Genomic DNA, 18,732 nt, shown 5'->3' with positions numbered 1-18,732 from the left:
GAAGGGCGAAATCAGCCGCGCATCCGCGACTGATAGTCATGGGCCTTCCAATCGGCCCGGAAAAGCCACTGCTCCTCGGGCTGACGTGTGGCCAGATCATCGCCGATCTCGACCTCGTCAAAGCCTGACCGGCGGGCCATGGCATATTGATCCGCGATCACATGGCCGCGTGCCCGCAGGCGTCCTTTGTAGCCCATCAGCCGCAATTGCCGGGCGATGGTAAATCCACGGCCGTCGGCAAAACTGGGGAAATCAACACGGATGAATTCCAGCCTGGCCAGCCGGTCCGAGATATCCGACGGTTCGGCGTCCGAGGTCAGGTCAATCGCGGTATCCATGCCGGTGGCCTCGGCCTGGGGCACAATCGTGCCGGTCCAGTCATCGGTGCCAAAGCCGCTATCGGTGACAATCACAGTCATGCGTTCACTCCTTTTCGCACCATTTTGCCGTTTGCAAAATGAATGCCGCATTCGGTTTTCTCAGAATCGCGCCAACGTCCGGCGCGCGGGTCTTCGCCGGGTTTTACAGCAGTGGTACAGGGCATGCAGCCGATCGACGGGTAGCCCCTGGATACCAGCGGATGCCGCGGCAGGCGGTTTTCTTCCATATAGGTGCGCATATCCTCGGGCGCCCAGTGGGCCAAAGGGTTGACCTTGATCCGGTGCGTGCCTGCCTCAAGCTCAAAGAATTCAAGCTCGGCGCGTGTGCTGCCCTGATAGCGTTTGCGCCCGGTGATCCAGCCATCGAAACTGTGTAAAGCAGCCTGCAGAGGCAGGGTTTTGCGCAGGGTGCAGCACGCGTCGGGATCTTTTAGGTGCAAGTCATTCCCCGGGTCCGCAGCCTTGAGGCTGTATTGCGATGCATGCAGGATGCGCAGGTCGCTCAGGCCCAGCCGTTCGCTGAGTTCCTGCTGGTACACAAGCGTTTCGGTGAACAGCATCTCGGTGTCGATAAAGATCACCGGCGTGTCACGTTGAAGGACCGAAACCATATGCAAAAGCACCACGGATTCCGCCCCGAAACTGGACACAAGTGCCAGTTTTCCGGCTTCGGGGTCACTCAGGGCGTGCTGCAGTACCGATGTCGCCGAATGGTGACGATACCGCTCGTTCAGCGCTCTGACCCGGTTGGTCAGGTCATTGTGCGGCATAGGCCTGTGCCTCGTCGTAAAGGGCGGATTTGAACGGTGCCAGACCCAGACGTTGATAGGTCTGGGCAAAGGTTTCGTCTGCGCTGCTGCGAAGATCGAGATAGGCATAAACAATCCGTTCAATCGCCGGGACGATATCATCAGCCGAAAAACCCGGGCCGGTACGGTCACCCACGCGGGCGTTTTCGGTGTGATCGCCACCCAGCGTGATCTGATAGTTTTCCACGCCCGCGCGATCCAGGCCAAGGATACCGATATGTCCCACATGGTGGTGACCACAGGCGTTAATGCAGCCCGAGATCTTGATCTTCATGTCGCCGATTTCGTGTTCCAGCTTCAGTTCGTCAAATCGCGTGGCAATCTCTTGCGCGATGGGGATCGAGCGGGCAGTGGCAAGCGCGCAGTAATCCATGCCGGGGCAGGCGATGATATCGCTGATCAGCCCGATATTGGCGGTGGCCAGCCCGTGCTTTTTCAGGATGCCGTGGATCGCGGGCAGGTCGGATTTGTGCACATGCGGCAGGATTACATTCTGCTCGTGGCTGATGCGCAGTTCGTCATGACCATAGCGCTCGGCCAGATCGGCCATTACACGCATCTGTTCAGCCGAGGCATCTCCCGGTGTTTCGCCATGCGCCTTGAGGCTGATCTGAACAATCGCATACCCGGGGGCGCGGTGTTCAGCCAGATTGGTATCGGCCCAGGAGCGGAAAATCGGATCGGTTTTATAGGCCGTTTCATAGAGCGCCGTGGGGGTGTCGCGGAACTCAGGTGCTGCAAAGGCAGCTTTGATTTCAGCGAACAGTTTCTGGTCGATCCCGCCAAAGCTGGGGCGGATGATGTTGAAACGTTCCTCGACGCGGGCGCGGATGTCATCAATGCCGTGCTCGTGCACGGTGATCTTGATACGAGCCTTGTATTTATTGTCGCGACGACCCAGCAGGTTCCAAACGCTGACCACAGCCTCAACATACGGCAGCAGGTCTTCTTGCGCCACGAAGTCATTGATTACCTTGCCGATCATCGGGGTACGGCCGAGGCCACCGCCGACGATGACGCGGTAACCGATTTCACCGTTCCGTTCAACGATCTGCAAGCCGATATCATGGGCCTTGATCACGGCGCGGTCATTTTCCGAGCCTGTGACGGCAATCTTGAATTTGCGCGGCAGGAACTGGAATTCAGGATGATCGGTCGACCATTGCCGCAGCAATTCGGCCACGGGGCGCGGATCGGCCACTTCATCGGCGGCAGCACCTGCGAAATGGTCGGCGGTCACATTGCGAATGGTGTTGCCCGAGGTCTGTATGGCGTGCATGTCCACCTTGGCCAGCGCATCCAGCATATCGGGAACATCCGACAGTTTCGGCCAGTTGTACTGAATGTTCTGCCGGGTGGTGAAGTGGCCATAGCCCTTGTCCCAACGGTCAGCGATAAAAGCCAGCTGGCGCATCTTGGCAGCATCAAGTGTGCCATAGGGAATGGCAACGCGCAGCATATAGGCGTGCAATTGCAGATAAAGGCCATTCATCAGGCGAAGCGGCTTGAATTCATCTTCGGTCAGGTGACCGGCAATACGGCGTTCAACCTGATGGCGGAACTGTATGTTGCGTTCGGCGACAAAACCCGCGTCAAATTCGGTGTAGTTATACATTGTTCAGCTCCGCTTGTTTGCCGTGGTTGTAGTTCGAGGGGCCTGTGCGGCGGAAATCCTCGCGGAAGTGGGCAGGCTGGGGGCCATCTATGCCGGGGATTACGTCAGTGAGGTAGACCCCGACCACTAGTTCGGACTGAGCCTCGGCCTGAAGAAGACGCAGGTCTGCGTCAGCCTCGTCGGTGAGTACATCTGCCTCGGACAGGCAGCGGGTCCACTGATCATCTGCGGTCAGATAGACAACATCGCCCTCGATTAGCGCGTTGGCGGTGATTACCTTTGGAGAGAATTCTTTGGGCATGTCAGGCAAGCTCCTGTTCAGCGTTGTCAAAAAGGGCGGCCTGGGCCGCACGGGGCGCCAGACCAAAAAGCATAAGGGCAGGGCCAGTGGCGCCGGCGTTGGCTAAATCAAGGGGCAACTGTTCCAGCGTCGTGGACAGGACACGCTGATCAGGCCGGCTGGCGTTTTCGACCAACGTGATTGGTGTGGTGCGTTCGGCGCCGTGCATGATCAGGCGCCCCTGAATGAAGCGGGCCGATTTCTTGCCCATGTAGATCGCCGCCACTTCTCCGGGCCGGGCAAGCGTCCGCCAGTCGTGATCGGCAAAACCCTTCATGTCATGGCCGGTCAGCAGACGTACCGAGGCGTTGCGCCCACGTTTTGTCAGGCTTTGACCGATGCTGGCAACGCTGGCCGAGGCGGCAGTGATGCCAGGCACCACGTGCCAGCTTATCCCGGCGCCCTGCACAGCCTCGATCTCTTCATCCAAACGGCCAAAAACCGTGGGATCTCCGCCCTTCAAACGTACAACCTGCGCACCTTTGGCGGCGTGGCGGATGATCAGTTGGTTGATCTCATCCTGTGACATCGAGGGGCCAAAGCCTTCTTTTCCGGCGTCAATCAGCGTGGCCTCGCGGCGGGCCAGTTCCAGGATTTCGGGCGTGACCAGACGGTCGTGGATCACCACGTCAGCGGCGTCCAGTGCTTTTCGGGCCTTCAACGTCAGAAGTTCGGGGTCGCCGGGGCCCGCACCAACGAACGCGACATGACCTTCGCGCTCGGGCGTGGCGAGATGGTGTGCAAGCAGGGTATCAAGGGTTTGCCGAACGCCGTCCTCGCCACCCTGATCCATCGCGCGGGGGCCTGCACTGAAATAGAAATCCGCCCAGAAATCGCGGCGCCGGCGACCCATGGGCAGGATATCGGCCACCTTGCGAAAGGCCTTGCCGATACGGGCCAGAGTGCCGAGGGTGGCGGGCAGTCGCGCCTCAAGGTCAGCTTTAATGGCGCGGGCCAGAACCGGGGCGGCGCCTTCGGTACCGATGGCTATGGTCACGGGATCACGATCCACGATGGCGGGGGTGATAAACTGGCTGTCTGCCAGGTTATCAACGATATTTACCAATGCGCCATCCGCGCGGGCCAGTGCCGAGGTGCGAGCGTCTTCTACCGGGTTTTCGTCGGCGGCATAAAACAGCGCAGCACAAAGCGCATCACCCGGCCCAAAGGCGCGGCGGGCTAGGGTCAGTCGCCCTTCAGTCGCCCATGTTTCGATCTCCGGCGCCGGGCTGCGGGCAAAAACCGTGATGTGGCCCCGGGTTTTCAACAGCAGGCGCAGTTTGGCCAAGGCCGCGTCTCCCCCGCCCGACAGGACGATGCGGCGGCCCTCAAGGGCAAGGAAGATCGGGAAATGCTTCATTGGTGGCGGCTTTGCGATTGGTTTGACTTCGCCTTGAATATAGGAAATATTCCCAGTAAAGCGCCATATGGCGGCGCGAATAAGAACATTTGTTCCATTTGACATAGCCGAAAGATGGATCGTTCCAGCAAAAAGGAAAAACCGGAATGTCTGTTCGTCTCGATGAACTGGATCGAAAAATCCTTGTGCAGCTACAGCAGGACGGAGGGCTGTCGCTGGATGATATTGCCAAGGCCGTGGGCAGTTCAAAGACGCCGGTCTGGAACCGGATTCGCAAAATGCGCGATGCCGGGGTTATCAAGCAGCAAACCTATTTGCTGGACGCCGAGGCGCTTGGTTTTGAAGCGTGCTTTTTTGTCCTGATCCGGACGTCCGAGCATGACGCAACCTGGCAAAAAGCCTTTTTGAAAGCGCTTCAGGATCGGCCCGAGGTTCAGGAAGCGCACCGGCTGGCGGGGGATATCGATTATATCCTCAAGGTGCGGGTGGCGAATGCCCGTGCCTATGACGTGTTCTATCAGGCCCTGATATCAGAGGTGAAGGTGCACAACGTAACAGCGCTGCTGTCGATGGAAGAGATCAAATCGACAACGATGCTACCGCTATAAGAAGGTGAACTTAACCCTCCAGCGCCTTGATAATAGGTGAAAAGTCTGACTCTTTCAGGCTGGCTCCGCCGACCAGAGCACCATCGACATTGGAAACGGCAAAAATATCGGCGGCATTGTCGGGCTTGACCGAACCGCCATAGAGCAACCGGATCGACAGGCCTACGCCCGAGCCGAACCTTTTTTCCAGGCGGGTGCGGATGAAATCGTGCACTTCACCTATCTGATCCGTGCTGGGGGTCAGCCCCGTGCCGATGGCCCAGATCGGTTCGTATGCGACCACAGTGTTCAGGCCGGTGGCGGTGTCCGGGACCGAGGTGGATAGCTGACCAGCGATAATGTCCAGTGTATTGGCAGCCTCACGCTGAGCCAGAGATTCGCCCAGGCAAATCACCGAGATCAGCCCGGTGGCGTGTGCAGTGCGCGCTTTTTCACGAATTAAAGCGCTGGATTCATTGTGGTTTTCCCGCCGTTCCGAGTGCCCAAGGATCACAGATGTGGCGCCGGAATCCTGGATCATCGGCGCTGAAATGTCACCGGTGTGAGCGCCGAAGTCCTGCGGGTGGCAATCCTGACCGCCGATCTGTATGGGACTGTCGGCAACCAATGCCGCAGCTTGCACAATCAGTGTTGCCGGGGGGCAGACAAGGATGTCGACGGACGGATCGGGGTGGGCCCTGGCCAGTGCCTGAAGTTCTGACAGGGCGGCGCGCAACCCGTTCATTTTCCAGTTGCCGGCGGCGAGCTTGCGTCTCATTCAACAGGTTCCAATTTAAATTATTATTTTTATCAGTAGCTTAAAGGGAAAACTTCACATACCCTCAAACTTGATTGATTCCCCGCATCCGCAGGCTTCAGTCACGTTTGGGTTGTTAAAGCAAAATCCAGATTCGAGCAGAGACACCTGATAGTCTATCTCGGTGCCAAACAGGAACATCTGGGCCATGGGCGCAATCATCACACGGGCGCCGTCCTGTTCGACAACCTCGTCAAGTGGATCCACTTCGGTCACATATTCCATTGTGTACTCCATACCCGCACAGCCGCCTTTCTTGACGCCAATACGCAGACCCTGATGGCCGTCTTTCGTCATCAGTTTTGCAATCTGCGCCGCCGCGGCCGGGGTTATGGTCACAGCCTGTTTTCCGGGAATGCCAAACATAAGCTTTGCCCTTCAATCCTTTGATTAGTTACATGAAACCCAGTTCAAGACGTGCTTCGTCGCTCATCATGTCCATGCCCCATGGCGGTTCCCACACCAGCTGCACTTCCACCTGCTTGACGCCTGCCAATGGCTCGATCGCTTCGGCCACCCAACCAGGCATTTCGCCGGCGACAGGGCAGCCTGGAGCGGTTAGGCTCATTGACACCTTCACAGAGTTTTCATCATCTATATCAATGGTGTAAATCAACCCAAGATCATAGATATTGACCGGAATCTCGGGGTCATAGACCGAGCGACAGGCCTCAACCACCTGATCATAAAGCGGGTGATCAGTGGTGGATGGTGCGATCAGCGGGGCGCCTTCAAGAGGTTCGGGACTGTTGTTCATTATCGGGTCCTGCAGATTATCCTGACCAAACATATAGGATTTAAGTGGCCCCGCGTCCAGTAGCGCAGAAGATGTAGGATCTGTACGTTTCGGTGCCGAGGATAAATTTACTGCCGTCAGGCGTTGCATCTCTTTGCACCCGGGGCGGAATGCCAGGCAAGGACCTCAAGTTTTGCGGCGTCGGATCGGGGCGGGGCGGACGCGGGATTCTATCTGTTCGTAGAGTGCGCCGACGATGTTCTTGCCGGTTGACGTCTCAATCCCCTCAAATCCCGGCGAGGAATTGACTTCGAGCACTTTCGGCCCGGCCTCGGAGCGCAGCAGGTCGACGCCGGCCATGTTGAGATCAAACACCTTGGCCGCAAGCACGGCGGTGTCTCGCTCGACCTTGGAAATGCGTACGGATTTGGCAGAGCCACCACGGTGGAGGTTCGAGCGGAAATCCCCCTCGGCCCCGGTGCGTTTCATCGAGGCCACAACCTTGCCGCCAATCACCAGACAACGAATATCTTCGCCTGCCGCCTCTTTGACGAAATCCTGCACCAGAAAGTTGGCTTTCAGGCCGCGAAAGGCATCTATCACCGACTCGGCCGCTTTTCGGGTTTCGGCCAGCACGACGCCCTTGCCCTGTGTCGATTCCAGGAGTTTCACGATCAGGGGTGCGGTCCCCACAAGGCCGATTATGTTGCCGGTATCGCGGGGCGAGGCGGCAAAGGCAGTGTTGGGCATGCCGATCTTGGCCCGTGCCATGAGCTGATGAGCATACAGCTTGTCACGACTGGCGGTAATGCCTGCGCTACCATTCACACAATAGGTGCCGATGGTTTCAAATTGCCGGATGATGGCAGCGCCGTAAGGCGTGATCGAGGCACCAATGCGCGGAATCACCGCATCAAAGCGAGGCAGGCGCTTGCCGTCATAATGCACCTCGGGGGCCAGGGCGTTGATCGCCATGTAACACCGGGTGGTGTTGATCACTTCCACCGTATGACCGCGCTTTTCACCTTCTTCGACCAGGCGCCGGGTGGAATAGTTATCCTCTCGGCTGAGGACCGCGATACGCAGGGCCCGATTGGGCTGGGCCTGCCGCATCCTTGCGGTGTGGTAGACGTCATAGTTGAGTTCGGGTTGCAGGAACCGGTCGGTGGCCACGATCGAGATATGGTCCTTGAGCGCGGTGCGGCCCAGAAGCATGCGGCTGGCCATGCCATGCCGGTTGGTCAGGGTAATGTCGATTGGCCAGCTCTGGCCGTTCACGTCCAGAGTAGAGGAGATGACATAGCGCAGTTCCTTGTCGCCGTTCGAGGATGTCACCTCGCGCCGGTCGATGATGGGCGCCGAGCAGGGAATAACCAGATCGTCGCGCCCCGGGATCGGGTGCACGGTGAAGCGGACCTTGGGTTTGGCTGCCGGTCCGAAGGTTTCGATGTCAAAGGCATGCAAGGCAGAGGTGCGTGCGCCGGTATCGACCTTGGCGCGTAATGCAGGCACGCCCAGATCCGGCAGCGCAATCCATTCCTCCCAGCCAAACTGCAGGGTGGGTGGGGTGCTGTCATCGGTCATGTGCGTTTCCTTCAGGTCACTTCAGTGCGGTATCACGTGTTGTTCATCATGACGATAGACGCGGCAGCTTCAAGGGCGCCGGGTTATCGGGTGCGAGCGACATAGGGAAGGGGTTAATTGTCGGTTCCTGCAATGCGGGGTTAATCGCTTAATCGTTGATGTCGTCGTGAACGACGCGGGCTTCTCCGCCCGGGGCGCGGTACAGGCGGCGCAGGCCAAGCCAGGCGATCAGGGACAGAATGGCAAAGATCGTCAGCAGGGCGGGCAGGCCGACAACAATCGGGATTAGCAGCAGCAAGCCAACGATTCCGGCACCGATGGCAAAACCCAGAAAGATGAAGCCGGGCGCCAGCAATTCAAGAATACCAAGAGCCAGAGCGGCACAAAGCCAGACCCACCAGAGCGACCACAAAGCCATGGTCTCCATCATGCTTTCCCCTTTAGCATGTTGAAGGCATTGCCAAAGGCCTCCAGCGCGTGCGCGGGCACGATAACGGTTTGCTGCGAAGGGCTGTTGCCAAGGGCAGTCAGCGCCTCGACCTGTTTCAGCGCGACCTGATATTGCGCGGCCTCAAGCCCGTGATCGGCGATGGCGGCGGCAACAACACCGGTGGCGTAAGCCTCGGCATCGGCCTGCACGCGACGGGCCTTGGCGGTTTGTTCGGCGGCGTATAATTCGGCGTCGGCATTAAGTTCGACCGCGCGCTTATGGCCCTCGGCCTCGGTCACCTGTGCGCGACGTGCACGCTCGGCGTTGAGTTGTTGTAGCATCGCGTCGCGGGTGGCCTGATCGAGATTCACGTCCAGAATTTCGGCGCGGGTCACTTCGATGCCCCAATCATCGACAGCGTCTTCAACAAGTACCTTGATGGTGGTAATCAGTTCGTTTCGGTTGGATTGCACTTCGTCCAGATCCATCTTGCCAATCTCGGCGCGTACGATCCCGGCCACCGTCGTGGCGATGGCCCCGTCCACGTCGCGGATGCGGTAGACGGTCTTTTCCGGTTCAGTAATACGGTAAAACACTGAAGTGTCGACCTGAACCAGCACGTTGTCCTTTGTGATGGCGTCCTGACTTGCGGTGGGCAACTGACGTTCGAGAATGGAGATGCGGTGCGCGACCTTGTCAAGAAATGGAACGATCATGTTGATGCCCGGTTTGAGCACGGAATGCAGACGGCCAAAGCGTTCGACGACATGCTGTTCGGACTGGGGGACAATCTTGACCGCCTTGAAGACGACCACGACCAGAAGTAGTGCGAGCAACAGATAGATCAGATTTGACGAGAAAAACTCGAGGATCAGTTCTTCGGGCATTTATGTCCCCTTGTGAATGTATGCAATGGTATGCGTGCTGGTGTTGCCTTGCTATTTTACAAGGCAGGGTAAACCGCTTTAAGGAGGGGCAAAAGCAAAAAGGTGCAAAATGACCAGGCGGATCACTTTTGAAAAACTGGGAACAGATGGCAAAGCCAGAACAGGTGTGATCCGCACGACAAGGGGCGATATTCGCACGCCAGCCTTCATGCCGGTGGGCACGGCGGCGACTGTCAAGGCGATGATGCCGGAAAGCGTGGCCGAGACCGGGGCGGATATTCTGCTGGGCAATACCTATCATCTGATGCTGCGGCCGGGGGCCGAAAGGATTGCCCAGCTGGGCGGGCTGCACCGGTTCATGAACTGGGAGCGGCCAATTCTGACCGATAGTGGCGGGTTTCAGGTGATGAGCTTGGCCGATCTGCGCAAGCTGACCGAAAAGGGCGTGACCTTTAAATCCCATATTGACGGATCCAGGCATGAATTGACACCGGAACGCTCGATGGAGATTCAGCGCCTGCTGGGCAGCGATATCGTGATGTGTTTTGATGAATGCCCCGCCTTGCCCGCAACGGATCAGGCGGTGGCGGAAAGCATGCGGTTGTCGATGCGGTGGGCGGAACGGTCAAAGGATGCCTTTGGCGATCGGCCAGGGCATGCGCTGTTTGGGATCATGCAGGGGGGCGTGACGCCTGATTTGCGCGAGGAAAGTGCCGAGGCGCTGGTTGATATCGGCTTTGACGGCTATGCGGTGGGTGGTCTGGCCGTGGGCGAGGGGCAGGAGGCGATGTTTGGTGTGCTGGATTATGCACCCGGATTTCTGCCGCAGGACAAGCCGCGGTACCTGATGGGCGTGGGCAAGCCCGATGATATCGTGGGCGCGGTGGCGCGGGGTATCGACATGATGGATTGCGTGCTGCCTTCGCGTTCGGGGCGCACGGGGCAGGCCTGGACCCGGCGCGGCCAGGTGAACATCAAAAACGCCCGCCATGCGGATGATCCGCGGCCCTTGGACGAGGCCTGCACATGCCCGGCGTGCCGGAACTACAGCCGTGCTTATCTGCATCATGTGTTTCGGGCGCAAGAGATGATCAGTGGGATGCTGCTGACATGGCACAACCTGCATTACTATCAGGAATTGATGCAGAGCATGCGTGAAGCAATTGCAGCGGGCACGTTTGGGGCGTTCCAGAGCGATTTCCATGCACAGCGCAGCGAAGGCGATATCGAACCGCTTTGACTATTCGGCCGCGATACGTGGTGCCAGACGGTTACGGATATGGGCGGGTACCAGACGCGCGCTGCTGATCCGGGGCAGGGGCATTTCGGCTATCGTCGTTGCTTTGGCTTTGTCAGCATTATCAAATGCCTCGCGCGCGGCGTAGTCAATGTAGGTTTCGCTGGCGATGCCTTCGGCCAGAATCAATTCATGCGTACCGGTGTCGATGTGATAGTAGGTATAGCTGTCGGCGCGTTTGCGCAGGTCTTGGGTAATGGTGGTGCAGTTGATCAGCGCACCGGCGTTGATCAGGTAGCCGTCGATTTCCAACGCGTGCTCGGCCGAGACCAGCAGGTCTTGCTGTGGCAGACCGTTGCCCAAAGCCCCGGCTGAAATGCGCACGGGGTAAGTTTTGGTCGGATGGGTGAGTATGGCATCCACCTGCTGACAGCCCAGCCATTTCAGCGTGGTCAGTGCACCATCTGACGTGCGCAGGCGTGTGCCGGGTGTGAGTGTTTCGATCGCGACGGGGCCGTTTTCGGTTTCAATCTGCGTGCCTTCGTGAAAACAGACAAGGCCGTTTGAGATAACCCCTAAGACCGAGAACCCGCCGCCCAGAGGATTGTTCGTCCACGAGAACCGTAAGCCGCTAACCAGCCCGTTATAGGGCACGGAAGGGGTTGACAGTTGGGTAAAAGCGCCACTCTGGGTGCGTACAGACACAGTGAGATCTGCAGTGACAAAACGATCTGTTACCACCCAGCCCATGTTGGACAGATTTGATAGGAATTGGCCGCTGGCCAGAACTAATGTTCCAATGGCGGGGGCTGCGACTGGCCGGGTGGTGGTAAGGGTCGTGAACACCGGGGCGCCCGATGGGGTTGAAGAAATTTGAAGCATATTGATCGATACTTGGAGTTCGGATCCACGGAATACCAAGCCTAAGTGACTGCCGGAAAGACTTGCAGCGAATGCACCGCTTTGAATGGTGTAGGTGAAAGCAACGCTGTCGGTGCCGTCAGTCAATTGTCCGGTAAAGGTCGCCGGGGCAAATAAAGAGACGGGCATAGTTGAAGGAAAATCATCGAACAGAAAATTTGCCAATTTGCACTCCTGACGGGACTGGTTAAGGATATACCGTTAAGGTGTTTCTTGCGTCTAACTTTTACCTATAGGTAGAAATCCTTGCCAGATCCAGTTGGTTTGAAAGCTGTGCCTGCGTCCAGCAAGCGTAAGTTTTGAAAATGGCAACAGTCTGTTTTGGCCTTAAAGTTTCCTATTTATGTCAAAATGGTGTGTGATCAGGGGGCGTGGCCCGTTTTTACAGTGGTTTTCAGAAAGTCAGGAAAACCCGCATAGGGCCGCGCAGGTTTAGTGTGTAGTTTGTAACCAGTATGAGATGGATTTTTAGTATGATGAAATTTGTAGTTTTTACCGCCGGTTGGATTTGTGTGGCGACATTTGCCGCAGCAACCTTTTCGTGAGCCGAACGGTACCGGATTTACGCCAAAACATATGGAATTGTTGCTTGCCCCTCTGGCGGGGGCAAGGCATTGTGGGCCAATTGTGGTTGAAACCCGTGGGCCGCGACCCCAGATAACCAACCTAGAAACGGAGAGGATCGTGGCTGCTGAAATTCGGGGCCGGTATCCTTTTGCCAAGAACAGGAATTGAGCATGCAAGAACCCCTTAACACCTCGTACCCAGTGCTTCCGCTGCGCGATATCGTGGTATTCCCCCACATGATCGTGCCGCTGTTTGTCGGCCGTGAAAAATCGGTCCGGGCATTGGAAGAGGTCATGCAGGATGACAAGCAGATCCTGCTGAGCAGTCAGATCGACCCGTCAGTCGATGATCCGGCGGCGGACGGCATATACAAGGCCGGCGTGCTGGCCAATGTGCTGCAGCTGCTGAAGCTGCCCGACGGCACTGTCAAAGTGCTGGTCGAAGGCGTTGCGCGCGTGCGGATCACGGAATATCTGGAAAACGACAGCTTCTTTGAGGCCAAGGCTGAGTATCTGACCGAGATGCCTGGCGATTCCGCAACCATCGAGGCCTTGCTGCGTACCGTTTCGAACGAGTTCGAGAGATACGCCAAGGTAAAGAAAAATATCCCCGAGGAGGCGCTATCGGCGGTCTCGGAATCTCAGGAACCGGCTAAGCTGGCCGATCTGGTGGCGGGTCATCTGGGTATTGAAGTCGGTCAGAAGCAGGACCTGCTGGAAACGCTGAGCGTTAGCGAGCGGCTGGAGAAGATTTACGGCCTGATGCAGGGCGAGATGAGCGTTCTGCAGGTCGAGAAAAAGATCAAGACGCGTGTCAAAAGCCAGATGGAGCGCACACAGCGTGAATATTATCTGAATGAGCAGATGAAGGCCATTCAGAAAGAACTGGGCGATGGCGAAGAGGGCGAAGGCGAATTGGCCGAGCTGGAGGCGAAAATTGCCGAGACCAAGCTGAGCAAAGAGGCGCGTGAAAAGGCCGATGCCGAGCTGAAAAAGCTAAAAAACATGTCGCCGATGAGCGCCGAGGCTACCGTGGTACGCAACTATCTGGACTGGATGTTGTCGATACCTTGGGGCACCAAAAGCCGCGTCAAGAAAGATCTGAACAAGGCGCAGGAAGTGCTGGATGCCGATCACTATGGCCTTGAAAAGGTCAAGGAGCGGATTGTCGAATATCTGGCGGTGCAACAGCGTTCGAAAAAGCTGAAAGGCCCGATCATGTGCCTTGTCGGCCCTCCGGGCGTGGGCAAGACATCGTTGGGTAAATCTGTGGCCCGCGCCACGGGGCGCGAATTTATCCGCATCAGCCTTGGTGGCGTGCGCGATGAAAGCGAAATTCGCGGCCACCGCCGGACCTATATCGGGTCCATGCCCGGCAAGATCATTCAGGCATTGAAAAAGGCCAAGACAACCAACCCGCTGATCCTGTTGGATGAGATCGACAAGATGGGTCAGGATTTCCGTGGAGATCCGGCAAGTGCCATGCTTGAGGTTCTGGATCCGGAGCAAAACAGCACGTTCATCGACCACTACATGGAAGTGGAATATGACCTGTCGAACGTGATGTTCCTGACAACGGCGAACTCGTACAACATGCCAGGCCCGCTGCTGGACCGGATGGAGATCATTCCGCTGGCAGGCTACACCGAAGATGAAAAGCGCGAGATTGCCAAGCAACATCTGATCGAGAAGCAGATCAAGAACAACGGCCTTAAAAAGGGTGAGTTCGAGCTGACTGATGGCGCGCTGACCGATATCATTCGCCACTACACCCGCGAAGCGGGCGTGCGGAACCTTGAGCGTGAAATCTCGAAGGTGGCGCGCAAGGCGGTGACCAAGATCATCAAGGGTGAAACCGGTATGATCCGCGTGACCGAGGATAATCTGGGTGAGTTCCTGGGCGTGAAGAAGTTCAAGTACGGCCTTGCTGAAGAAAGGGATCAGGTGGGTGTTGTTACCGGTCTGGCCTATACCAGTGTTGGCGGAGAGCTTTTGAACATCGAGGCGTTGCGCCTGCCAGGCAAAGGCCGGATGAAGACCACTGGCACGCTCGGTGACGTGATGAAGGAATCGATCGACGCGGCATCAAGTTATGTGCGGTCGATCGCGCCCGAGATCGGGGTGAAGCCGCCACAGTTTGAGAAGTGGGATATCCACGTTCACGTCCCCGAAGGGGCCACCCCGAAGGACGGGCCCAGTGCCGGTCTGGCAATGGTGACATCGATTGTCTCGGTGCTGACCGGTATCCCGATCCGCAAGGACATCGCCATGACCGGCGAGGTCACGCTGCGCGGCAATGCCCTGCCCATCGGCGGGCTTAAGGAGAAGTTGCTGGCAGCGTTGAGGGGCGGTATCAAATGCGTGCTTATCCCGCGCGACAACGAGAAAGATCTGGTTGAGATCCCCGATAATGTCAAAGAGGGGCTTGAGATCATTCCGGTCGATCACGTGCGCGACGTACTGAAGCTGGCGCTGGTGCGCACGCCCGAGCCGGTGGAATGGGACGAGGCCGCCGAAGAGGCTGCCGCCGCTGAGGCTGCGTTAAAAGGCACTGCTGAAAAGTCAGGCGCCACGGCCCATTAATCCGGCGGGTCTTTTTCGAAAAGTTCCAAGGGGCGCTTTATCTTAAGCGCCCCTTTTACTGATCTTATATATTATAGCTTTTTCGATTAGTTGGCTGCGGCTGCGGCTGCGATAATTGCCAGTAAAATCAGCGGAATTATAACGCCACCGGCAGATGAACCGGCCGTTTCGCCTGCAACTGTGGACATCTGAATGCGCGGATCACCGTCGCCGCTGCCGCGATCACCGCTGTAACTTTGCGCGAACAAAGGAGAAGTGTTCAAAATAATTGTTAATGCAAATACACTTAGGATCTTCATCATATCTCTCCCCAAAATGTGCCTGTATGAGCCGAATAATAGCATGGAAAAGTCACTGGGTCTAATTGGCGCCGGGAAAGGATGTATCACCTATGTGTGATGCCGGGCCCTATATCGGGTTCAGGATATGGGGTAAGAACTGCGCGAAATATGGCTTTTGCTGAGAGTGTTTGCATTTGATCGTTCAGGCGATATTGACAATTTGATGAAGGGTCGCGTCACTCTGTTGGTCGCGTTTGGCGTGGAGTTGATCGCTGGCAGTGATACCATATTGGCGTTAAGCTGTGCATGAAAAAGAAATAATTGAGGTGTGAAATGAAAACGCGGGCAGCAGCATCGGGCAAAGCCAAGACAGCCCGAGCCAAGGGCCATGAATTTTCGGCAGCAAAACCGGTCAGAAACAAGGCCGCGATACCTGCTGCATCGTCTGGTGCGATAAAACCGGCGGTGGTCAGTGAAATCACAGCCGTAGTCAGTAGTCCTGAACTGAAAAAACGGGAATTGATAGATAGGGTTGTCGAGCGCTCAGACATTAAAACGAAATTTGCCAAACCGGTGATCGAAGCAGCACTTGCCGTTTTAGGTGAGGCCTTGGCCGAGGGGCGCGAGTTGAACCTGCAACCCATGGGCAAGCTGAAATACAACCGTACCAAAGAAACCGAAAATGCCCGGATAATCGTGGCAAAGATCCGCCAGGTAAAAACTTTTGGGCCAAGCGTGGCCGGGGTTAAATCGGCAGTTTCTGGCAGGCCGGATGACTAAAGTATTCCTAAGTCTGGCGTTATTACCCCCTGATGATATTTATTGAATTACCAAAGGGCTATACGCCCGGTGAGAGGCCGCGTGCAAAATCTACCGAAAATATGGTTCTTGCGCCATGGGGAAACCCATTGGAACAAGGCGCGTCGGATACAGGGGCAATTGGAATCCGATCTGACCGAGACTGGCCTGTCACATGCGCGCGCGCAGGCGCGCCTGCTGGCACCTGTTCTGGCGTCCCGTCCTGATTGTTTCGTATCGCCCTTGGGTCGCGCGCAGCAGACAGCAAAGATTGCCCTGGGTGATACGCCCTATCTGACCGACAACCGACTGGCCGAAGCGCATGCCGGCGACTGGCAGGGCCTGCTGCGCGCCGACGTGATACGCGACTTTCCGGATCTGACGCGCCCTGGAATGAGAGCGCTTGAGCTGTTTCTGGCCGCGCCTGGCGGCGAGGGATATGCCGCGTTTGAGGCACGTATTCTTGATTTTCTGGGGGAACTCACCGGGCCAAGCGTGATTGTGGCACATGGGTTGCTGGGGCAGGTGATGCGCGGGATCATTCTTGGGCTGGACCGGCAAGAGATGGGCCAGTTGGCCAATCGGCAGGGCTGTGTCTATGTGCTGGAGGATGGGACCGAGATTATTATGCAATGACAAGGGAACGCTTCGGCTGAATCAATTAACACAAAAGAAAACGGCGCCACGATTGCGGCGCCGTTAATTTTTGCAAAAACCTGTAATTGCCTATTCGGCTGGCTGGGTTTCGCTTGCGCTGTGCTTGTCGCGAATACCATCGCGATAAAGCGCTTTGGCCAGCGACACGCACATCAGCCCCATCACCATGGTAAAGGGCAGGGCGCCGATGATCATCGCGTTTTTCAGCGCATTCATCGGATTGTTCTCACCTGCCGCAAGGATCAGCGTGCCGATCACGGCGGTCAGGATCAGACCCCAGACGATGCGGTGCTTGATACCGGTTTCCTGGCTGCCGCCTGACATGATGGTGTTCATTACCAGAATGCCCGAGTCAGCCGAGGTGACCAGGAAGGTCATGATCAGGACCACACACATTACGGTCAGTGCCGACAGCAGTCCGCCATCAATCATCTGAGCGAGAGTTGCAAACAGCTGGTTGGTCTGGCTTGCACCTGTGATAGCGCCAGCAGCCGAGCCGGTGAGTTCAAGATCAATCGCCGTGCCACCCAGAATGGTCATCCAGGCAAAACAAACCATCGCCGGGGCAAAGACGCAGCCGATGATGAATTCACGCACGGTACGACCCTTGGAGATGCGGGCCAGGAAGAGACCGACAAAGGGAGAGAACGCGATCCACCAGGCCCAGTAGAAGGTTGTCCAGCCAGACTGCCAGCCGAACTGACGACCGTCGTTACCAGCGGCGTAGACAGCGGCAAGTGTGGCCTCGTCCAACTCGGCGGCGGCGCCTTCAAGACCTGATTTGAAGGTCTCAAAGCCATCCGAGCCACCCCAGGCGCCCCATGCGTTGGTGGCTCCTGCCATCAGGTCACCGGCCAGTGGTTTGGCGGCTTCGGGCAGGGCGGCGGCAAAGGTTTCTGCCGATTGCGGTCCGTAGGATCCAAAGCTGATCGCCACGAAGTGGATGATGTAGTCAACGAACGCCGAGCCATAGGTGCTCATGGCGAAGGCGAAAGAGCCGAAGATCACAAAGGTCGCAAGCAGGATGAAGGACAAAACCAGGTTGAGGTTCGACAGGTATTTAACCCCGCGGCCCACACCTGAAACCGCCGAGAGAATCGACATGCCCATGATCACGACCAGACCGGACACCAGGCCAACCTTGCTGGGGGTCGGAACCTCGCCGCCCATGTTCATGATCCATTCCATGCCGGTGATGGCATAAAGGCCGTCAATGAACTGACTGACACCGAAACCGATGGTCACCGAGACACCCAGGATCGTGGCAACCACGCCCAGAACGTCAACGACATGGCCCAGAAAACCATTCATCAAGGGGCCGAAAAGCGGGGTCAGCGCCGAACGGATGGTCAGCGGCATATCGCGTGTGTAGGCGTAATAGGCCAGGCTGAGACCGGTCACCACATAGATCGACCAGGCATGAAAGCCGTAATGCGCAAAGGTATAGCGATAGGCCGATTGCACTGCCTCGGTGGTGTTGCCAACAACGTCACCGGCGACAACAACAGGGTTTGAACCCCAGAGACTAAGCGGCTCGGCGGTGGCAAAGACCATCAGGCCCACACCAAGACCGGCGCCGAACATCATCGAGAACCAGGAAAAGTTGGAAAATTCCGGCGATTCGCCCGGCGTGCCCATGACACGACGGCCCGTTGACGGGATCACCGCGACAACAACGAGGAAGAAGGCGAAGAAGCCAACGATGAGGATATAAAATTGGTTGAAGACGGCAAGGATCTGGCTGTTGAGACTGCCCAGAGTGCCGTTGGCATTCGCCGGAAAGACCAGCGCCCAAAGCACAAGGGCGACCATGATACCTTTGCTGATAAGAGCGATAGGAAGGCTGTTATCGTGATAAAAGCCACCCACCTGCGTCTTGATCTGAAGGTCCGTAAACGGAGGTTTGATTGACATGTTTTTTCCCTGTTTTCGTTGCGGAAATGCGGAAACGGGCGCGTTTCCAGCAAATTTTAGCGCTGCACGGTTGATTTTTCACCTCGCAGCCCCCATCCGCGAGAGTGTGTCACAACAGCACAATTCGTCACCTGATTAATTGCGGCACTCAAAGACGTGTTTGCGACCGATTGATTGATAGTTTTGTGCTGCTCCTTAAGAAATTTTAGCAAAAATTCATAGTGATTTAG

The 18,732-nt window shown here is 56.9% G+C and carries 19 protein-coding genes; 5 read left to right on the top strand and 14 right to left on the bottom strand.

Annotated features, from left to right (window positions below):
• Nucleotides 1-11: 11 nt before the first annotated feature.
• The 5 genes from PEL8287_RS16555 to cysG are packed head-to-tail and all read right to left on the bottom strand — an operon-like array spanning nucleotide 12 to nucleotide 4,504.
• Nucleotides 12-419 (bottom strand): DUF934 domain-containing protein, encoded by a 408-nt coding sequence (locus PEL8287_RS16555; RefSeq protein ID WP_085893553.1) that lies wholly within the window; start codon nucleotides 417-419, stop codon nucleotides 12-14.
• The gene (locus tag PEL8287_RS16550; RefSeq protein ID WP_085893552.1) at nucleotides 416-1,150 is read right to left on the bottom strand and encodes a phosphoadenylyl-sulfate reductase; all 735 of its coding nucleotides are present in this window, start codon (nucleotides 1,148-1,150) and stop codon (nucleotides 416-418) included. Before PEL8287_RS16550 ends, PEL8287_RS16555 begins: the two co-directional genes overlap by 4 nt.
• Entirely contained in the window at nucleotides 1,137-2,804 is a 1,668-nt protein-coding gene (locus PEL8287_RS16545) for a nitrite/sulfite reductase (protein WP_085893551.1), read from the bottom strand. The genes PEL8287_RS16550 and PEL8287_RS16545 overlap by 14 nt, the downstream gene beginning before the upstream one ends.
• Entirely contained in the window at nucleotides 2,797-3,105 is a 309-nt protein-coding gene (locus PEL8287_RS16540) for a DUF2849 domain-containing protein (RefSeq protein WP_085893550.1), read from the bottom strand. The genes PEL8287_RS16545 and PEL8287_RS16540 overlap by 8 nt, the downstream gene beginning before the upstream one ends.
• Nucleotide 3,106: 1 nt before the next feature.
• Complete coding sequence (gene cysG / locus PEL8287_RS16535; RefSeq protein WP_085893654.1) at nucleotides 3,107-4,504, bottom strand: siroheme synthase CysG; 1,398 nt, start codon at nucleotides 4,502-4,504, stop codon at nucleotides 3,107-3,109.
• A 146-nt stretch (nucleotides 4,505-4,650) separates the two neighbouring features.
• Between cysG and PEL8287_RS16530 the strand changes: the two genes are divergently transcribed.
• Nucleotides 4,651-5,112: an Lrp/AsnC family transcriptional regulator gene (locus PEL8287_RS16530; protein ID WP_085893549.1), complete on the top strand. Its 462-nt coding sequence runs from the start codon at nucleotides 4,651-4,653 to the stop codon at nucleotides 5,110-5,112.
• 10 nt (nucleotides 5,113-5,122) lie between these two features.
• Here the strand turns inward: PEL8287_RS16530 and tpiA are convergent, their stop codons facing one another.
• The 6 genes from tpiA to PEL8287_RS16500 form a co-directional block, all read right to left on the bottom strand.
• A complete protein-coding gene (tpiA, locus tag PEL8287_RS16525; RefSeq protein ID WP_085893548.1) occupies nucleotides 5,123-5,869 on the bottom strand; it encodes a triose-phosphate isomerase in 747 nt (248 codons plus the stop codon).
• A gap of 54 nt (nucleotides 5,870-5,923) precedes the next feature.
• Entirely contained in the window at nucleotides 5,924-6,274 is a 351-nt protein-coding gene (locus PEL8287_RS16520; protein WP_085893547.1) for a HesB/IscA family protein, read from the bottom strand.
• Nucleotides 6,275-6,302: 28 nt separating this feature from the next.
• Nucleotides 6,303-6,665 (bottom strand): SUF system Fe-S cluster assembly protein, encoded by a 363-nt coding sequence (locus PEL8287_RS16515; protein ID WP_085893653.1) that lies wholly within the window; start codon nucleotides 6,663-6,665, stop codon nucleotides 6,303-6,305.
• Nucleotides 6,666-6,830: 165 nt separating this feature from the next.
• Complete coding sequence (gene rimK, locus PEL8287_RS16510; RefSeq protein WP_085893546.1) at nucleotides 6,831-8,228, bottom strand: 30S ribosomal protein S6--L-glutamate ligase; 1,398 nt, start codon at nucleotides 8,226-8,228, stop codon at nucleotides 6,831-6,833.
• A gap of 148 nt (nucleotides 8,229-8,376) precedes the next feature.
• Nucleotides 8,377-8,655 (bottom strand): NfeD family protein, encoded by a 279-nt coding sequence (locus PEL8287_RS16505; protein ID WP_139837844.1) that lies wholly within the window; start codon nucleotides 8,653-8,655, stop codon nucleotides 8,377-8,379.
• Complete coding sequence (locus PEL8287_RS16500) at nucleotides 8,655-9,545, bottom strand: SPFH domain-containing protein (RefSeq protein ID WP_085893545.1); 891 nt, start codon at nucleotides 9,543-9,545, stop codon at nucleotides 8,655-8,657. Before PEL8287_RS16500 ends, PEL8287_RS16505 begins: the two co-directional genes overlap by 1 nt.
• Before the next feature lie 109 nt (nucleotides 9,546-9,654).
• Between PEL8287_RS16500 and tgt the strand changes: the two genes are divergently transcribed.
• A complete protein-coding gene (gene tgt / locus PEL8287_RS16495; protein ID WP_085893544.1) occupies nucleotides 9,655-10,785 on the top strand; it encodes a tRNA guanosine(34) transglycosylase Tgt in 1,131 nt (376 codons plus the stop codon).
• Here the strand turns inward: tgt and PEL8287_RS16490 are convergent, their stop codons facing one another.
• A complete protein-coding gene (locus tag PEL8287_RS16490; protein ID WP_176228676.1) occupies nucleotides 10,786-11,628 on the bottom strand; it encodes a Hint domain-containing protein in 843 nt (280 codons plus the stop codon).
• Nucleotides 11,629-12,440: 812 nt separating this feature from the next.
• Here PEL8287_RS16490 and lon point away from each other — a divergent pair.
• A complete protein-coding gene (lon, locus tag PEL8287_RS16485; RefSeq protein ID WP_085893542.1) occupies nucleotides 12,441-14,852 on the top strand; it encodes an endopeptidase La in 2,412 nt (803 codons plus the stop codon).
• Nucleotides 14,853-14,938: 86 nt separating this feature from the next.
• Here the strand turns inward: lon and PEL8287_RS16480 are convergent, their stop codons facing one another.
• Nucleotides 14,939-15,154, bottom strand: coding sequence for a hypothetical protein (locus PEL8287_RS16480; RefSeq protein WP_085893541.1), 216 nt, complete (start codon nucleotides 15,152-15,154; stop codon nucleotides 14,939-14,941).
• 312 nt (nucleotides 15,155-15,466) lie between these two features.
• Here PEL8287_RS16480 and PEL8287_RS16475 point away from each other — a divergent pair, with 312 nt between their 5' ends.
• Entirely contained in the window at nucleotides 15,467-15,913 is a 447-nt protein-coding gene (locus PEL8287_RS16475; RefSeq protein WP_085893540.1) for an HU family DNA-binding protein, read from the top strand.
• A gap of 81 nt (nucleotides 15,914-15,994) precedes the next feature.
• Entirely contained in the window at nucleotides 15,995-16,567 is a 573-nt protein-coding gene (locus PEL8287_RS16470; protein ID WP_085893539.1) for a histidine phosphatase family protein, read from the top strand.
• Nucleotides 16,568-16,657: 90 nt separating this feature from the next.
• Here PEL8287_RS16470 and PEL8287_RS16465 read toward each other — a convergent pair whose 3' ends face one another.
• Complete coding sequence (locus PEL8287_RS16465) at nucleotides 16,658-18,502, bottom strand: BCCT family transporter (protein ID WP_085893538.1); 1,845 nt, start codon at nucleotides 18,500-18,502, stop codon at nucleotides 16,658-16,660.
• Nucleotides 18,503-18,732 lie beyond the last annotated feature (230 nt).

This window comes from Roseovarius litorisediminis (genome assembly GCF_900172295.1).
GTDB lineage: Bacteria > Pseudomonadota > Alphaproteobacteria > Rhodobacterales > Rhodobacteraceae > Roseovarius > Roseovarius litorisediminis.
Note: the sequence above shows the minus strand (reverse complement) of the source record. Positions and strands in the feature narration are given on the sequence as shown.

Excerpts from the sequence above, each read along its gene's own strand:
- PEL8287_RS16480 (WP_085893541.1), bottom strand. The coding sequence starts at position 15,154 with ATGATGAAGATCCTAAGTGTATTTGCATTAACAATTATTTTGAACACT.
- lon (WP_085893542.1), top strand. The coding sequence starts at position 12,441 with ATGCAAGAACCCCTTAACACCTCGTACCCAGTGCTTCCGCTGCGCGAT.
- PEL8287_RS16515 (WP_085893653.1), bottom strand. The coding sequence starts at position 6,665 with ATGAACAACAGTCCCGAACCTCTTGAAGGCGCCCCGCTGATCGCACCA.
- PEL8287_RS16545 (WP_085893551.1), bottom strand. The coding sequence starts at position 2,804 with ATGTATAACTACACCGAATTTGACGCGGGTTTTGTCGCCGAACGCAAC.
- PEL8287_RS16465 (WP_085893538.1), bottom strand. The coding sequence starts at position 18,502 with ATGTCAATCAAACCTCCGTTTACGGACCTTCAGATCAAGACGCAGGTG.
- PEL8287_RS16530 (WP_085893549.1), top strand. The coding sequence starts at position 4,651 with ATGTCTGTTCGTCTCGATGAACTGGATCGAAAAATCCTTGTGCAGCTA.
- cysG (WP_085893654.1), bottom strand. The coding sequence starts at position 4,504 with ATGAAGCATTTCCCGATCTTCCTTGCCCTTGAGGGCCGCCGCATCGTC.
- PEL8287_RS16550 (WP_085893552.1), bottom strand. The coding sequence starts at position 1,150 with ATGCCGCACAATGACCTGACCAACCGGGTCAGAGCGCTGAACGAGCGG.
- PEL8287_RS16555 (WP_085893553.1), bottom strand. The coding sequence starts at position 419 with ATGACTGTGATTGTCACCGATAGCGGCTTTGGCACCGATGACTGGACC.
- PEL8287_RS16540 (WP_085893550.1), bottom strand. The coding sequence starts at position 3,105 with ATGCCCAAAGAATTCTCTCCAAAGGTAATCACCGCCAACGCGCTAATC.
- PEL8287_RS16505 (WP_139837844.1), bottom strand. The coding sequence starts at position 8,655 with ATGGAGACCATGGCTTTGTGGTCGCTCTGGTGGGTCTGGCTTTGTGCC.
- tgt (WP_085893544.1), top strand. The coding sequence starts at position 9,655 with ATGACCAGGCGGATCACTTTTGAAAAACTGGGAACAGATGGCAAAGCC.
- rimK (WP_085893546.1), bottom strand. The coding sequence starts at position 8,228 with ATGACCGATGACAGCACCCCACCCACCCTGCAGTTTGGCTGGGAGGAA.
- tpiA (WP_085893548.1), bottom strand. The coding sequence starts at position 5,869 with ATGAGACGCAAGCTCGCCGCCGGCAACTGGAAAATGAACGGGTTGCGC.
- PEL8287_RS16500 (WP_085893545.1), bottom strand. The coding sequence starts at position 9,545 with ATGCCCGAAGAACTGATCCTCGAGTTTTTCTCGTCAAATCTGATCTAT.
- PEL8287_RS16475 (WP_085893540.1), top strand. The coding sequence starts at position 15,467 with ATGAAAACGCGGGCAGCAGCATCGGGCAAAGCCAAGACAGCCCGAGCC.
- PEL8287_RS16520 (WP_085893547.1), bottom strand. The coding sequence starts at position 6,274 with ATGTTTGGCATTCCCGGAAAACAGGCTGTGACCATAACCCCGGCCGCG.